Source organism: Bifidobacterium sp. SO4, assembly GCF_018555355.1.
Lineage (GTDB): Bacteria > Actinomycetota > Actinomycetes > Actinomycetales > Bifidobacteriaceae > Bifidobacterium > Bifidobacterium miconisargentati.
Genome location: NZ_JAFEJP010000017.1, coordinates 21,091 through 37,127, shown reverse-complemented (window position 1 = coordinate 37,127; position 16,037 = coordinate 21,091). Strand labels below are relative to the sequence as shown.

General features: G+C 63.0%; 9 protein-coding genes, 1 tRNA gene and 1 pseudogene. 3 read left to right on the top strand and 8 right to left on the bottom strand.

Annotation, left to right across the window (positions count from 1 at the left end; genetic code table 11):
• Positions 1–416: 416 nt before the first annotated feature.
• On the bottom strand, positions 417–2,291 hold the full coding sequence (metG, locus tag JS536_RS10275; protein ID WP_214356836.1) for a methionine--tRNA ligase: 1,875 nt from the start codon (positions 2,289–2,291) through the stop codon (positions 417–419).
• A 431-nt stretch (positions 2,292–2,722) separates the two neighbouring features.
• Between metG and JS536_RS10270 the strand changes: the two are divergent.
• Both JS536_RS10270 and JS536_RS10265 read left to right on the top strand, forming a co-directional pair.
• Positions 2,723–3,394, top strand: a pseudogene (locus JS536_RS10270) (hypothetical protein); the annotation flags it as partial.
• A gap of 134 nt (positions 3,395–3,528) precedes the next feature.
• Complete coding sequence (locus JS536_RS10265) at positions 3,529–3,870, top strand: hypothetical protein (RefSeq protein WP_240544360.1); 342 nt, start codon at positions 3,529–3,531, stop codon at positions 3,868–3,870.
• On the opposite strand, the gene rsmI is transcribed toward JS536_RS10265, so the two are convergent.
• From rsmI to JS536_RS10250, 3 genes are all read right to left on the bottom strand, one after another.
• Positions 3,871–4,974, bottom strand: a complete 1,104-nt coding sequence (gene rsmI, locus JS536_RS10260) for a 16S rRNA (cytidine(1402)-2'-O)-methyltransferase (RefSeq protein ID WP_214356835.1) — start codon at positions 4,972–4,974, stop codon at positions 3,871–3,873.
• A gap of 302 nt (positions 4,975–5,276) precedes the next feature.
• A tRNA-Ala gene (locus JS536_RS10255) sits at positions 5,277–5,349 on the bottom strand.
• A 198-nt stretch (positions 5,350–5,547) separates the two neighbouring features.
• Positions 5,548–6,951: an MFS transporter gene (locus tag JS536_RS10250; RefSeq protein ID WP_217625152.1), complete on the bottom strand. Its 1,404-nt coding sequence runs from the start codon at positions 6,949–6,951 to the stop codon at positions 5,548–5,550.
• A gap of 280 nt (positions 6,952–7,231) precedes the next feature.
• Here JS536_RS10250 and JS536_RS10245 point away from each other — a divergent pair, with 280 nt between their 5' ends.
• On the top strand, positions 7,232–8,476 hold the full coding sequence (locus tag JS536_RS10245; protein WP_240544359.1) for an FAD:protein FMN transferase: 1,245 nt from the start codon (positions 7,232–7,234) through the stop codon (positions 8,474–8,476).
• 432 nt (positions 8,477–8,908) lie between these two features.
• Here the strand turns inward: JS536_RS10245 and JS536_RS10240 are convergent, their stop codons facing one another.
• From JS536_RS10240 to JS536_RS10225, 4 genes are all read right to left on the bottom strand, one after another.
• Positions 8,909–10,840, bottom strand: coding sequence for an ABC transporter ATP-binding protein (locus JS536_RS10240; protein ID WP_214356834.1), 1,932 nt, complete (start codon positions 10,838–10,840; stop codon positions 8,909–8,911).
• Positions 10,841–10,874: 34 nt separating this feature from the next.
• On the bottom strand, positions 10,875–12,746 hold the full coding sequence (locus tag JS536_RS10235) for an ABC transporter ATP-binding protein (RefSeq protein ID WP_214356833.1): 1,872 nt from the start codon (positions 12,744–12,746) through the stop codon (positions 10,875–10,877).
• A 201-nt stretch (positions 12,747–12,947) separates the two neighbouring features.
• Positions 12,948–13,433 (bottom strand): MarR family transcriptional regulator, encoded by a 486-nt coding sequence (locus JS536_RS10230; RefSeq protein ID WP_214356832.1) that lies wholly within the window; start codon positions 13,431–13,433, stop codon positions 12,948–12,950.
• A 715-nt stretch (positions 13,434–14,148) separates the two neighbouring features.
• On the bottom strand, positions 14,149–15,684 hold the full coding sequence (locus tag JS536_RS10225; RefSeq protein ID WP_109057013.1) for an amino acid permease: 1,536 nt from the start codon (positions 15,682–15,684) through the stop codon (positions 14,149–14,151).
• Between the last annotated feature and the right edge of the window lie 353 nt (positions 15,685–16,037).

Below are 16,037 nucleotides of genomic sequence, written 5' to 3'. Positions count from 1 at the left end.
GGTTCAGTTATGGGGTTAAAACCTCGCCATCGGAATGGATTTCGTTGGTGAACTCCATCCGCTGACATGTATTAGTTAACCGCCCCTTACTGAGCGATTCGATGCGCTTGTCTGAAAATATTCTGGGCAAACTGTGTCGGGTTTGTGACGCTGCCCGACATCGGCTGCGCCGTTGCCCGATAGACGCACAGTTGACCGGCCAACGCACGGCCCTCCAAGAACCGCGCGTTACTTTTCACGAAATGAGGCCTGACCGCGTGAAAAAGTCACACTGAGTGTCAGTCAGCGTGACTTTCTTTCGCAACAATCCCATACTTCGTGAAAAAGGCACGCTGAGCGCATGTCAGCGTGCCTTTTTCACGAAACCGGGAGATTAGGACCCGCATCAGGAGTCCCGATCTACGGGGGCTTCCGACCTATTCGGCCTTTTCGGCGGCGAGCTTGGCCTTCTCGGCGGCCAGACGCTCGGCCTCGGCGGCGCGACGGGCGGCCAGCGCCTCGTCGAATCGCGCCAGCTCCTCGGCCACGGCCTCGGTGGGGATCTTGGCGAAGATCGGCGTGGGCTTCGGCACCACGGCTCCCACCTCGATCGGCTCGCTCTTCCACGGGTGCACGTTCACGCCCAGCTGGTAGTCGCCGGTGATGATCGGGTAGGTGAAGCCGGGCTTGTCGAGATCCTCGACCTCACGCAGCTCGGGCAGCGGCGAGAAGGTGCCGGTGCCGCCGAGCGCCTCCCACACCTTCTGCGCGGAATGCGGCAGGAACGGCGCAAGCAGGTGGTTCGCGTCGGACACGGCCTGGGCGGCCACGTGCAGCACGGTGCCGAGGCGGGCCGGGTCGTCCTTGATCTTCCACGGTTCGGTGGCGGAGATGTACTTGTTGATGTCGCCGACCACACGCATCGCCTCGGCGAGGGCGTGCTTCTGGTGGTGGGTCTCGATGGAGGAGCCGACCATGTCGAACGCGGCGGCGGTCTCCTCGAGCAGGCCACGGTCCTCGTCGGTCATGGAGTCCTCGTCCAGGGCCGGGATCTGGCCGAAGTTCTTGTTGATGAGGTTGGCCACGCGGTTGACGAGGTTGCCCCAGGAGGAGGCCAGCTCCTCGTTGTTGTGGCGCACGAACTCGGCCCAAGTGAAGTCGGAGTCGGAGGATTCCGGGCCGGCAACGGAGATGTAGTAGCGCACGGCGTCCACCGGATAGCGGGACAGGATGTCCTTGACGTAGATCACGATGCCGCGGGAGGAGCTGAACTTCTTGCCTTCCATGGTCATGAACTCGGAGGCCACCACCTGCTCGGGCATGTTGAGCGGGCCCATCGGACCGGTCTCGCCGCCCTTGGAGCCCTGGCCGTTGTAGGCCAGCATCTCGGAGGGCCAAATCTGGGAGTGGAAGGTGATGTTGTCCTTGCCCATGAAGTAGTAGGCCGGGCAGGTCGGGTCGTTCCACCATTCGCGCCACTTCTCCGGGTCGCCCTGGCGGCGGGCCCATTCGATGGAGGCGGACAGGTAGCCGATCACGGCGTCGAACCACACGTACAGCTTCTTGTTCGGGTTGTCAATCCAGCCCTTGACCGGCACCGGGATGCCCCAGTCGATGTCGCGGGTGATGGCGCGCGGCTTGACCTCCTTGAACAGGCCGAGCGAGAAGTTGATGACGTTGGTGCGCCAGCCCTTGCGGGTCTCCAGCCACGCCTTGTTGGCCTCGGCGAGCGCCGGCAGGTCGAGGAAGTAGTGCTCGGTCTGCTCGAAGCGCGGGGTCTCGCCGTTGATCTTGGAGACGGGGTTGATGAGCTCGTCCGGGTCCAGCTCGTTGCCGCAGGCGTCGCACTGGTCGCCGCGGGCACCCTCGGCACCACAGATCGGGCAGGTGCCTTCGATGTAGCGGTCGGGCAGGGTACGGCCGGTGGACGGGGAGATGGCCACCTGCTGGGTGCCCTTGTAGATGTAGCCGTTCTCCAGGCACTGCTTGAACATCTCCTGCACCACGTGCTCGTGGTTGCCGGTGGTGGTGCGGGTGAACAGGTTGTAGCTCAGGCCGAGGTCGCACAGGTCCTTGGCGATCACGCGGTTGTAGCGGTTGGCCAGCTCCTGGGCGGTCACGCCCTCCTTCTCGGCCTCCACCAGAATCGGGGTGCCGTGTTCGTCCGTGCCGGAGACCATGAGGACATCATTGCCCTTCATGCGCTCGTAACGCGCGTAGACATCGGAGGGCACGCCGAATCCAGCGACGTGGCCGATATGACGGGGGCCGTTCGCGTACGGCCAAGCAACATTCACCAAAACATGACTCATAAGGTCAAAGTTTATGCCTGCCCTTGGGCAGAACGACGCCGAGCCATGGAAGCGGTCGTAAAACGGCTCTGCCGGGCCATTTTGCGACCACCATCCAAATCAGCACGGCACAGCCGATCGTTCAGCGGTCTTTCCAGCCCAGAAGTACCGCCTTTCTGTATCCCAAAGACCGCAAATCTCCTTTCCAGCGGTCCTTTCAGTACAGAAACGCACGACTTCTGTACTCAAACGACCGCAAATCGTCATTTCAGCGGCCTTTTCAGCCTAGAAGCCACTGTCTTCTGTACCGAAAAGACCGTCCCCTCCTCTCCGACATCACTTATCCACCGACTTATCCACATTCCCTGACTGAGACAGGCAAGTTATCCACTTATCCACCGTTTCGCGGTCGGCGGTGGCGCGGTACCGGTCGTCCCGTTTATGGTCGGGGCATGAGCAACACAGCACGAAACCCCAGAGCGCCGGCCAAGCCGCCGGCCGGCAGCATCTCCTCCGCCACCAGGGCGTCCATCTCCTCGCGAATCCCGGCCCGTCAGGAGACGGCCACGATTCCGCCGGTCCTGTTCACCAAGGACCTGCCCGGACCGCTCAGTCTCAATCGTCTAGCTGCGTTCGGCACGGTCACCAAGCTCGACGAAACCGCCGGATACTGGTCCGACCACGCCACCACGCTGTACGGCCGGGCCACCATCATCTCCAGCATCGCGCCGTTCGGCACCGTGGCCTGCATGTTCACGGCCGCATGGGTGTGGCTGGGAGGCGACCGCTTCCCCGCCACCATCGACGTGATCTCCACCTCGCACTTCCGTTCCACGTCCGCGGGCCGCCGCATCCGCGTCTTCCGGCGGCTCACGCTGCCCGAGCAGATCATCAAACTGGGCCGTCTGCCCATCACCACGCCGGCCCGCACGGCCTGCGATCTGGCGATGATGCCGGAGGGCGCGGCCCCGCCCACGCTTATCAACGACGTGGTCTGCCAGCTGATGAGCGCGTACCGGTTCCGGGCGAACGACTGCCTGAGCATCATCAAGGAACATCGCCATCACAAATACGCCGGCCGGGCGCGCGCGTTCTTCGAGGCGATTCAGCGGGAGATGGACGACGTGCCGGTTGATTCGATGGTTCGGTCCTCCCGGCCCGATGCCCGGCCCGGCACTGCGAAACCGCCGGCGACATCGGACGCGGATACTGGGGCACGGCCGAGTCGGGAACCGGATTCGAAACCGGAGCCGGGCGCATGATCGGGCGACATCGCGCGAAAACCGGACGGTTGGGGTCGTTGCGGCAACGGCAGCGGCTGCCGGGAGAAACCGCGGGCGACGAATCGGCCGCCGATGCGATTCCCGACATGACCGCGCCGCCTGAGCCGCCGATCGTTCTGACGCCGGCCGTGGCCTGTTCGCCGGATACCGACCCGGATGTGCTGTGGCACATCGCGCGCAACGTGCCCGAACTGCGTCGCTGGCTGGTGGCCAACCCGCAGGCCGACGCCGGACTGCTCGAATACGTCTCCCAGGCCGGAGGGCCGGGTGTCAGGCGAGCGCTGGAGATACTGCTGGAATCAATGGAGGAGGAGTGATCAGCCCTTGATTTCCAGGACGGCAGCGTAGACCTGCTTGCGGTTGGCCAGCGAACCGTCCGCCTGCGGATGTTCCTGCACCACCTGAGCGATGGCGTCCTTGATGCGGATGCCGTCTTCCAGTGCGCGGTCGATGGCGAGCACGGCCATGTCCTCGATGCTCAGGCTGCTGGGCGCGGCGGCCTCGGCCTCCTCGTCGGAGGCACCGCCGATCACCAGCACCATCTCACCGCGCGGCGGGTTGTCAATCACGCCCTGGCGAATCTCACCGATCGGCCCACGACGGATTTCCTCGTAATCCTTGGTGAGCTCACGGCACAGGGCCATCGGACGATTCGGGCCGAACGCATCGAGCAGGTCGTCCATGGAATCGGCGATGCGGTGGGGCGTCTCGTAGAACACGATGGTGCGGCGCTCCCCCAGCAGCGTACACAGGTATTGCACGCGCTCGGCATGTTTGCGCGGCAGGAAGCCTTCGTAGCAGAAACGGTCGGTGGGCAGACCGGAAAGGGCGAGCGCGTCGAGCACGGCGGAGGGGCCGGGCGCGCAGGTGACGGGCAGGCCGCGTTCGATGGCGCGGCGCACGATGGCCAGGCCGGGGTCGTTGATGGTGGGCATGCCGGCGTCCGAGACCACGAGCACGGTGGCACCGGTCTCGACCTGGTCGAGCAGGCCGTCCGCCTTGCCGCGTTCGTTGTGGTCGTGGTAGGCCACGACGCGGCCGTTCACATGCACACCGAGGCGGCGGGCGAGGTCATAGAGGCGGCGCGTGTCCTCGGCGGCCACGATGTCCGCGCGTTCGAGCAGCGCGACCAGACGGGCGGAGGCGTCGCCGGTGTTGCCGATCGGGGTGGCGGCAAGCACCACGGTTCCGGCGGGGATGGTCACGGTCGCGGCGCTGACCGCCGTGGTGACGCTGGTTTCGGTTTCCTCCGTGCTGTCGCCGTTCACCTCTTGCGTGGCGTCGAAACCTTCGAGGTCTTCGGAGCCGCCAGCGTTCACAACGTCGCCGGCGTTTCCCTCGGCGTTCACGACGCCGTCGTCTTCAAAGCTGGACTGTTCGGTGAAATCGGCTGCATTCGTCATACCCCCAGTATTCCCCAAGCCACGGAGCAACGGCGATCACCCCCAAGCCATCACTTCACACCATCCGCGTAGCTGCCATACAATTTCCATCATGAAAACAGTAGGAATAAACAAGAATATGCCCACCATCACAGACTGGGACCCTGAATCACACATCGGACTTAGTGATCAGGCTTGGGCAGATTTCACCGCCGCACTGGATGAACCAATGCCCGAGTGCCTAGTCGAACTGCTGAATCGTGAGCCAATATGGGCCTGACGCCCTGCGGGTGAAAAAGAAAATGGGCCGCTCGCGGTGGAATGAATGCAAGCGACCCAAGTGGAGCTGACGGTAGTCGAAACCGCGACCTCTTCGATGCGAACGAAGCGCTCTACCAACTGAGCTACAGCCCCTTGGATTGTTGCTCTGCTCCGCAAAGCAACTCGCATAAATATAGTACGAGGGGCGGTCAAACGCAATTCGGGCCGTCAGTGTGTTGTGAGGTGGCGCGTTGAAGGTACGCGGCGGAGTGTGCCGGAGCGGCCGGCGGCGGCACACAGGTCACATGCCCGGAATCACGGAATCGCCGGCAGCACACCGAAAAGCAAGCATCACCTCTCCAGCACGCGCAACACCTTCTTCTCGTTGTAGAACGCGAACACGATGCCGCCGATGCCGCACAGCACGGCCGCGCACACCGCCGCGATACGGTAGCCCACGCCGGACGCCATGCCGATCGTGGAGACGCCGGTGAACAGCAGCATCGCCACGGACTGACCCATCTTCATCGCGAACGTGCGGGCGGCGTAGAACATGCCCTGACGATCCTGACCGGTCACGCGCGAGCTGGCGTCGGCGATGTTCGCCACGATGGCCTGCGGCAGGATGCCGAACGCGGCCATCGGAATCGCGCCCACTACCGAAAGCACCAGACCCTGCGCCATCGCCGGCATGAAGGCGAGCGCACCGGAGCCGAGCGCACCGGCGAACGCGAACGCGCAGGTGAAGATCACGAACGCCACGAGCAGCAGGCGCTTCTTGCCCACATGGTTGGCGAGTAGGTTCACGGGCAGGTAGAACAGCACGGACACACCGGTCATGAGCACGAAGTAGATGGTCGTGGTGGTTTCCGGCAGCTTGAGCAGGGAGGTCACGAAGAACGGCAGGCCGGTCTGGAAGGTGGTGATGGCCACCCAGTAGACCACGTCGGAGCAGACGAACTTGCGGAATTCGCCGTCGCCGAAGGTCTGCTTGAGGGATTCGATGGTCGATTCGGAGGTGGGCTGCGAGTTGACGTAGTCCTTCTCGCGGATGGCCAGCGGCGGGATCAGCATGCACACGAACGCCACGGCGGCCATGATGGTGAAAGTCACGCGGATGGCGGTGATGCGGCCCAATGTGGGCACCAGTCCGCCCCAGATCACGGGCGCCACGTACGCGATCGCCGTGCCGAACACCCAGGTGAACGAGATGGCGGTGGAGATGGTCAGCTGCTGCTTGGAGTCGTGGCCGAGCTCGGCGATGAGCGCGTTGTACGGCGTGCAGTAGAACGTGAGAGCGATGTAGTAGCCGATCACGGTGACGAACAGGAACGCGGCGTTAACCCAGCTCGTGCCGTTAATCGGGCTCCAGAACACGAGCACGGTGACGATGGCGAGCGGCGCTGCGGCGAACTTGAGGAACGGCATGCGGCGGCCGGCCTTGGCGTTGCACCGGTCGGAGAGCGAGGCCACGGCCGGGTCCACGAAGGCGTCGAAGAAGCGGGCGAAGGCGGTGATGCCGCCCACCACGGTCACGATGCCGAGCACTACGAGGCCCTGCGGCACGAAGACGGTCTGGCCTTGGCTGATGGTCTCCTGGTCGGGTTGGTAGAAGTAGACGAGCCAGTTCGAGATGATGCCGGAAAGCAGCGCCCAGCCGAACTGGCCGATGGCGAAGGCCCACACCTTGGCGATCGGCAGGTCCTTGATCGAACGCGCGCCTGCGGCCGCGGATTGCGTGATGGAATCAGCCATTGTCGAACCTCCTTGTTGACACCATGTCAATAGCAGTGTATCACCGTTGTCCCAGCGAGCACCAACGCCATTCCGCCATTTTCCCACCTCGGACACTCAGCCTCCAGCTTTCTCCCGCAAGTAAGCAAGACGGAAAATCCTGATCCGGTCCAGCAAAACCCTATTGAGCTAAGATCGACACAGGCATCCCACACCCCGGCCGCCTCTGGAAAGGATCGACCGCCGACCGCGGACCGTCAGGGCGAGTCCGTCAACCGGGACCGGCATCTATGATGGCGTCATGACCGGTCTCGATGAGCAGCTTCCGCATACGATGGTATTCCCGCACGCCTTGGGTACGGGATTGATTGTCCAGTCCGTGCTTGACGAGAACACGACGATTGGCGTTCCGCCTGTGCTGCGAGACGGCGGCGCCAACGTTGGCAGCCGCGCCAATACCAATGTCAGCAACCCGGCCATCCCCGGCAACAGCGCTTTCTTCGGAGCCGGCGGCGCCGATGACCGTATCCTGCTGTACGACGCCATCGGCATCCTCATCGACACGTACGAATCCGCACTCTCCCGCTTCCGCCCGGATTCGCTGGTATCGCGGATGCGCCGGGCCAAACATGGCGGCACGTTCGTGTTCCCCGATTGGTGCGGCCCGCTGTTTGATTTGTACGATCGACTGTTCAAGGCCACCAGTGGCGCGATCGACCCGTGCGTAGGCGAGGATCTGATTCGGTTGGGGTACGACTCACACTATTCGTTCACCGTTTCGCCTGATGCCATTGGACCCGGCAAAGATGGCGATTCCGACAAACTCGGCACGCCCGACGCTTCCGGCGATCCGGCCGCGCTGAGCGTCAGCGCGTACGGCCAGTCCGCCACATGGCATTTAGGGGCGATTCATGGGCGGGCGACCTGGAAAACCGACGTGGAGCGTCATGGCACGACGCTGGTGATCCGCCGTCCGGTCGCGCTTGATTTCGGCGCGTGCGGCAAGGGCTATCTGGTCGATCTGATTGCGAGGATGCTGCGGGAACACACCGATGCATACGTTATCGATGCGGGGGGTGATCTGCTGATTCGCACGGTCGGCTGCGCATCGAACGGCCGTACGACGGCCCACGACGATGAGGGCACGCCCTCGGCCCACGATGAACCGGCCGCAACAACCGTCACCATTGCGCTTGAGGATCCCGCGGACCCAAGTCGTGCGGTAGGCACCGCAACGATGAGTAATGGTGCGTTCTGCGCCAGCGCGCCCAGCCGCCGCCACTGGGGCGAGGCGGCCGGGCACCAGCTGCATCACCTGCTCAACGCCATCGACGGACTGCCGGTTGATGACGTGGCCGCCACGTGGGTTGCGGTGCACCCCGACCACGAATTCCCGACCGCCACGGCAGACGGCCTGGCGACCGCCCTGTTCACCGCGCCAGCCGAACAATTACACCGTCACTTCGATTTCCAGTGCGCCATCCTCAACGCCGACCGCGCCGCCGCCCAATCCCCCGGCTTTCCGGGTGGGTTTTTCATGCATTAACGCAACCGGCTCCCCTCTTTGAGGGGAGCTGTCAGCGAAGCTGACTGAGGGGAGTCACGCCTGCACACTGCGGAGACTCCCCTCAGTCGCCTCCGGCGACAGCTCCCCTCAGAGAGGGGAGCCAAGAAATATGGACGCGCCATCCAGCTGATGAGCGTAGCGAGCTGATTGACGCGCACGGTTTCAAGGCGCACCGAGGGAAGGCGCTGAGCCGTCAAACGGATAGTCCAGTGGACTATCCGTAGGCGAAGTGAGCGGCTATGCCGCGAAGGTTGCGCTACGCGCAACAGGTACGTCGACCGAGAAGCAACGCAGAAAACGCGCCGTCAATCAGTGAGCGTAGCGAGCCAGCTGATGCGCGCGGCTTCTAGGCGCGCCCGCAAAGGCATACGAAGGTATGTCGCAGCGGGCAGCAACGACGAAGACGCGCCATCAGCTGGTGAGCGTGAATTGGGAGTTGTAGAGGTCGGCGTAAAACCCGCCGGCCGCCAGCAGCTCCTCGTGGGTGCCGCGCTCGATCACGTCGCCGTGGTTCATGACGAGAATCATGTCGGCGTCGCGAATGGTGGAGAGGCGGTGCGCGATCACGAACGAGGTGCGTCCCACGGTCAGCGCGTCCATGGCCTTCTGAATGAGCTCCTCGGTACGGGTATCCACCGAGGAGGTGGCCTCGTCGAGAATGAGAATCGGCGCGTCCTGCACCATCGCGCGGGCGATGGTGAGCAGCTGCTTCTGGCCCGCGGACAGCGTGGACTTGTCGTCCAGCACGGTGTCATACCCGTCGGGCAGCGACTGGATGTAATGGTCGAGGCCCACCGCGCGGCAGGCGGCGACGATCTGCTCGTCGGTCACGCCGGGCTTGGAGTACGCGATGTTCTCGCGCACGGTGCCGCGGAACACCCACGTATCCTGCAGCACCATCGAGAACTGGTCGTGCACGTTCCAGCGCGGCACGGACTTGGTGTCCACGCCGTCGATGGAGATCGAACCGCCGGAGATCTCGTAGAAGCGCATCAGGAGGTTCACCATCGTGGTCTTGCCGGCACCGGTCGGCCCCACGATCGCCACCTTCTGCCCGGCCTTCACGGACGCGGAGAAGTCGTGGATGACCGGCTTGTCGGGCTCGTAGCCGAACCGGACGTGGCTGAATTCCACATCACCTCGGACGGGCTGCGGACGACCCTGGGCGTCGTACCCCAGCAGTCGCGCACGCTGGGCAGCCGGCATCGACGCGGCGGCGCCCCGTTCAGCACCTTCCGAACCGGCACCTCCCAGCCCGAACTCGGCCTTGGTCGGCTCCTCGGCCATCTCCGGCTCCTCCAGGAAGCCGAACACACGCTCCGCGGCGGCCGCGCAGCGCTGCAGGTTCTGGAAGGACTGCGCGAACTGGGAAAGCGGCTGGGTGAACAGGCGGATGTACATCATGAACGCCACGATCACGCCGAATTCGATCTGCCCGTCCATGGCGAGCGCCGCACCCACCACGCACACCACCACGTAACCGAGGTTGCCCACGAAGTTCATGAGCGGCATCATCAGACCGGACAGGAACTGCGATTTCCAGCCGGATTCGTACAGGTCGGCGTTGTACTTCTCGAAGCGGCGGATCGAATCGGCCTCGCCGTTGTACGCCTTCACGATTAGATGCCCGGCGTACATCTCCTCCACATGGCCGTTCACATCGCCGAGCGCGGCCTGCTGGCGCACGAAGTACTTCTGGGAGGCCTTCATGATGCCCATCATGAGTACCAAACCCAGCAGGCTCGCGCCGATCGCGCACAGCGTCATGATGACGTTGTTGTAGAACATCATGACCAGCGCGCCCACGAACAGCGTCACCGAGGTGATGAGCGAGCCGAGCGACTGGCCCAGCGTCTGGCCGATGGCGTCCACGTCGTTGGTGATGCGGGAGAGCACGTCGCCGTAGCTGACCTTGTCGAAGTACTTGAGCGGCAGCTTGTTGATCTTGACGGAAATCGACTCGCGCAGGCGCTGGGCCGTGCGCTGGGTGACGTTCGCCATCATCCAGCTCTGCACGTAACTGAGCACCGCGTACCCCACGTACAGCGCGACCAGCATCCAGGCGATGCGCCCGACCGCCGTGAAGTCGACCGAGTTCATCACCGGTCGGCCGTTCACGATGGCCGGCAGTCCCTTGACGATCTCGTTGGTCATGTCCTTGAGTTTGTCCGGGCCGATGATCTGGCAGATGGTGCCAGCCGCGCCCAGGACGAGCGCGACGATGATGACGGGAATGTAGTTGCGGCAGTAGTCCACGAGCTTGCCCATGGTCTTGCCGAAATCGGCGGGCTTCTCGACCGTGCGTCCCGCGCCCGGCCCGTGCCCCATTGGTCCTCTTGGCATTGGTAAGTCCTTATTTATTGTTCGTCGGGATGATTCAGGCCATCAGTTCGGTCTTGCTGAGCTGGGATTCGGCGATCTGGCGGTAGACCTCGCAGGTGTCCAGCAGTTCCTTATGGGTGCCCTGGCCTACCACCTTGCCGTCGTCCAGCACGACGATGAGGTCGGCGTTCATGATGGTGCCGATGCGCTGGGCCACGATGAGTTTGGTGGAGTCCTTGGCCTCGCGGGCGAGCGCCTCGCGCACCTCACGGTCGGTCTTGAAGTCGAGCGCGGAGAACGAGTCGTCGAAGATCAGGATTTCCGGATGGCGGTAGACCGCGCGGGCGATGGACAGGCGCTGTTTCTGGCCGCCGGACACGTTCGAGCCGCTCTGTGCGATGGCGGCCTCGAATCCGCCGTCCATGCGGTTCACGAACTCGCTGGCCTGGGCCACGTCGGCCGCGGTCTTGATGCGGTCCATCTGATCGGCCGGCATCGCGGCGTTTTCCGCGGCCTGTCCGGCGGCGATCAGTTCGGCTTCGCGCCTGCGGCCGGCGACGGTGGAGGTGTCGGCGAGCTCGACGTTCGCCGATTCGCCCGGCTTGTCGCCGTAGCTCACGTTGGAGGCCACCGTGCCCTTGAACAGCACTGAGGTCTGCGGCACGTAGCCGATCTTGTCGCGCAGGGTCTTCAGGTCGTAGTCGCGCACGTCCACGCCGTCGACCAGCACCTGGCCTTGCGTGGCGTCGTAGAAGCGCGGCACGAGGTTGATGAGGGACGACTTGCCGGAGCCGGTCGAGCCGATGAACGCCACGGTCTGGCCCGCCCGGGCCGAGAAGTTGACGCCCTCCAGAATCGCCTCACGCGAATCCGGGTAGGCGAAGCTGACGTTGCGGAACTCCACGGTGCCCTTCTGGCCGGTCTTGGCCACGTCGGCGGCGGTTTTGGTGCCGTTCTCGATCATCGGCTCGGTGTCGAGCACTTCGAGCACGCGCTGGGCGGAGACGTCGGCGCGAGGCCAGAGCACGAACACCATGCTCATCAGCAGGAAGCTCATGATGACCTGCACGGAGTAGTTGGAGAAGACCACCATGTTGGAGAATACGGTGAGCTTGTCCGTGAGGCCTGCGGCGTCGATGAGGTAGGCGCCGATCCAGTAGACGGCGAGCATCAGGCCGTTCATGATGGTGTTCATCAGCGGCATCATGAACGCCATGACGCGGTTGGTGAACAGCTGGGTTTCGGTCAGATCGGTGTTGGCCTTGGTGAACTTGGCCTCCTGGTAGCCCTCGGCGTTGTAGGCGCGCACCACCTTGAGACCGGTGAGGTTCTCACGGGCCACGAGGTTGATGTTGTCCGTGAGGGTCTGCATGGCCTTGAACTTGGGCATGACCATGGCCATCATCACCACGATCGCCGCCAGCAGGACCACCACGGCGATGCCGGTGGCGAGCGTCCATTCGAAGCCCTCGCCGGCGATCTTGGCCACGGCCCAGACGGCCATGATCGGCGATTTGACGATGAGCTGCAGGCCGATGGTGATGAACATCTGGATCTGCGTGATGTCGTTGGTGGAGCGGGTGATGAGGCTTGCGGTGGAGAACCGGTTCATTTCGGCCGGACCGAACGATTCGACCCGGCGGAACTCCAGCGAGCGCAGGCGCTGGGTGAACGACGAGCCCACGCGCGCGGCGATGTAGCCGGTCACGACGGCGCAGGCCACGGAGCCCAGCGAGATGAGCAGCATCTTGCCGCCGGCGATCCAGATGTCCGCCATCGCGCTGCCCGGCGTTTCGACCAGCGTGGTGATGTCGGACATGTAGTCCGGCAGCTTCAGGTCGAAGAAGACCTGCCCCACGATGGCCACCAGGGCGATGAGCATCTGGCCTATCTCCGCTTTGGAGAGGTATTTCATGATGCGAAGCATTGCGTCCCCTTGTGTTGTTGGTTGTTGAGGTTGGACGATTTCCTTTGGCCTTGCTCCGGCGGAGCGGCCTACCGGTCAAAGATTGTTTTCAGTAGTTATTTCTTACACTGTAAGATATTATGCAGAGCTCAACGACATTCAAAGATTCACTCTGAGCGGAACCGAATGCGACGAACCGCCAATCGGCGAAGCCACGCGGCCTTACGAATCCCGGGAATCACCCTCGAACGCCTTGCGCACCTCCTCAGGTGTGGGCCGCGGCTCCCCTGGCTTGCACAGTGTCATATAAATGGAGAATTCACGCACCAAATCGACGAATTCGCGGGTGCGCCGCTCCCCCATCTGCGAGAAGATCCAGCAGACGGCGTCGCGCATCTCCTGCATATCCTTGCGCCCGCGATCCCGCCCTGCCTCAGTGAGCTCCACACGCACGGCACGACGGTCGGAAGGATCCACGGACCGCACGATCTGGCCCTTCCTCTCCAACGCCGAAAGCACGGCGGAGATGCGACCGGTGGTGACATGCATGGCGTCGGCCAGCTGCGAGGGCGACATCGTGCCCTGATGCGCCAGTGCGCGAATTACGAACGTTTCGCCGGCGCCATGATTGAGATCGCGCTGCATCTGAGATCGGTGGCACCATACGTCACGCCACAGCTCATCCACCGCTTCTTCCTCATATCCCACGGCACGCCTCCTTTACGCTTCCAGCCGCACGGTACCCCGCGCAGACGCCGTCAATAATATCTCACACTGTAAACAATTACGCCTCAGAAGAACCGGGGGTATCGCCGCAACCTTATCTTGCGCCCGAATCCACCCGAAGCAGCCGATGCCACCCCGTAAAAATCGGGGGTACACGCCGAAGGGGTGTGACACGACTCACAGAAACGCCCTATTTTCTTTACTTCCGTAGCACCTTTGTGCCTATACTGCAAGCAGTGATGGCACGGCAGCCATCCCAAAGAAGGGGGAAACAATGGAACGGGGACTTTGCCTCTGCAGCATCGCAGGGTGCACTCATGAAGCTCAAGAAGCAGGAATGTGCACCATGCACTTCACGTCGGCGCTGGTTCACGGTGCGTTCCAGCCAACTCCGGGCGGCCGCCCGCAGCATAGCTGAATTATTTATCAATCGTCAATAACAAATCTGGCTCCCCTCGCTGAGGACATTGCCGTGAAGCAAACAGCAGAGCTGTTTGTAGGCAATGTGCGAGACGACAGTCGAGCCAACAGGATGCGAACGAAGTTCGTCCATAATTGCAGGACGAGCTGTCGCGAAGCGACTGAGGGGAGTATTAGGAGCCGTAATCCCTAGTGCTCCCCTCAGTCACCTACGGTGACAGCTCCCCTCGGAGAGGGGAGCCGGATTTTTACATCAATCAGCAGCGGGCCAGAGAGCCTACTTACGGGCCTGCTCCTCCTTGGCGAGCGCCTCCTTGAGGTCGCGGTTGGTGTAGCGGTCGCGCAGCAGGCAGTAGCCGCCGAACACCGCAAGCCAGATCAGGCCGGCGATGGCGGAACCGCGCGTATCGTCCGCGAGGAACAGCGTGCAGTACACGAACACGAAGAACACGATCGCCAGGGTGTTGAGCACCTTCCACGCCGGCATCACGAATCCATCGGCGATGAAGTCGGCGGAACGGCGGTACTTGCGGTGCGCGATCATCGTGAGCGTGTAGATGAAGATGATGACGGCGCTGGAGGCGGATGCGAACAGCACGAAGGCGCTGGAGATGCCCGGAATGGAGTTGACCACCGGGGACAGCAGGATCAGCGCGGCGGACACCAGGATCGCGCGCGCCGGCACCTGGCGCTTGGAGACCACGCCGATCTTGCGGAAGGCGGGCGAGTTCGACTCGCTGGCCAGCTGGTAGAGGTGACGGCCGGCGGAGTAGAGCAGCGAGTTCAGCGCGGAGGACGCGGCGGTGATCACCACGAAGAACACCAGCGCGGCCGCCCAGTTCAGGCCGGCGTACTGGAACACCATGATGAACGGGGAAGCGAAGGAGCCGTCCTTGTTCGGCTTGAACGTGGTCCACGGCACGATGGCCATGATGGCCAGCAGCGCGCCCACGTAGAAGATGAGCACGCGCACGATGATCTCGTTGACGGCCTTCGGCAGCACCTTGCGCGGGTTCTGCGTCTCGGAGACGGTCACGCCCACGAACTCAATCATCTCGTAGGCGTAGAAGACCATCTGGAAGCTCATGAGGAAGCTCAGCCAGCCGTTCGGCGCGATCTGGAAGTTGTTGGTGATGTTGTCGAGTCCGGCGTGGCCCGCGGGAGAGATGCCGTCCTGGCCGGTGATCTGCACGGCGTCGTAGTGGTAGCCGATCACCACCATGACCACGGCGGTGGCGATCATGGCGCAGATCAGCGTGATCTTGATCATCGAGAACCAGAATTCGGCCTCACCGAAGGCCTTGACGGCGATGAGGTTGATGGTCACCAGCGCCGCGAGGAAGCACAGCTCGATGAGCCATTTCCAATGCGAGAGGTCCATGCCGAACGTGTCGAAGAACGTGATGAAGTAGGTGGAGACGGCCGTGATCTCGCTCATGCCGATGAGCACGAGCACGATCCAGTACGACCAGCCCGCGAACTTGCCCCAGCCGTTGCCGAGGTAGCGGGTGATGAAGTTGATGAACGTGTGCTGGCTCGGGTCACGGTACATGAGCTCGCCGATGGCGCGCATGAGCAGGAACATGATGATGCCCACGCCGATGTACACGAAGACGATGCTCGGGCCGGTCAGCGCGATGGACTTGCCGGAGCCGAGGAACAGGCCGGTGCCGATGGTGCCGCCGATGGCGATGAACTGGACGTGCCTGTTGTTCAGGCCACGGGCCATCTCGTTGTCCTGATCCAGGCTTTCGACGGACTTCAGCTCGTTTGAGCCGGCACTGCCGCCAGCCGGTGCTTTCGTTTCGACCATGCCGTACGTTCTCTTCCTCATCGCCCGGCCCGCAGCCGCGCTCAATCGTTCAAATTCAGGTTCAAACTTTATCACCACGCCTCTTACCGGAACCAGCCTCCAGTTCAACCCGATTGTGGTGATATTGCAGAAATTCGCCTAAAAAGTTCAATTTCATTCGGCAAAATTGAACTTTTCTGGTATTGAGCGGTCGGAATCGGCCTTTGGCCGACGCTGGTTTCTCGCGGCCATTGGCCGCTCCTCTTCTCTTCCTCAGTCTCACTTCGTTCGACAGCTCCCTCGTCAGAGGGAGCCAAGGTTTGCACACGTATAGATCTCGGCTCCCCTTGTCAGGGGAGCTGGCGGCGTAGCCG

Bases quoted from the DNA above. Each gene is read 5' to 3' on its own strand.
- JS536_RS10250 (WP_217625152.1), bottom strand. From the start codon at position 6,951: ATGGCTGATTCCATCACGCAATCCGCGGCCGCAGGCGCGCGTTCGATC.
- JS536_RS10235 (WP_214356833.1), bottom strand. From the start codon at position 12,746: ATGCTTCGCATCATGAAATACCTCTCCAAAGCGGAGATAGGCCAGATG.
- JS536_RS10240 (WP_214356834.1), bottom strand. From the start codon at position 10,840: ATGCCAAGAGGACCAATGGGGCACGGGCCGGGCGCGGGACGCACGGTC.
- JS536_RS10225 (WP_109057013.1), bottom strand. From the start codon at position 15,684: ATGGTCGAAACGAAAGCACCGGCTGGCGGCAGTGCCGGCTCAAACGAG.
- JS536_RS10265 (WP_240544360.1), top strand. From the start codon at position 3,529: ATGATCGGGCGACATCGCGCGAAAACCGGACGGTTGGGGTCGTTGCGG.
- JS536_RS10245 (WP_240544359.1), top strand. From the start codon at position 7,232: ATGACCGGTCTCGATGAGCAGCTTCCGCATACGATGGTATTCCCGCAC.
- metG (WP_214356836.1), bottom strand. From the start codon at position 2,291: ATGAGTCATGTTTTGGTGAATGTTGCTTGGCCGTACGCGAACGGCCCC.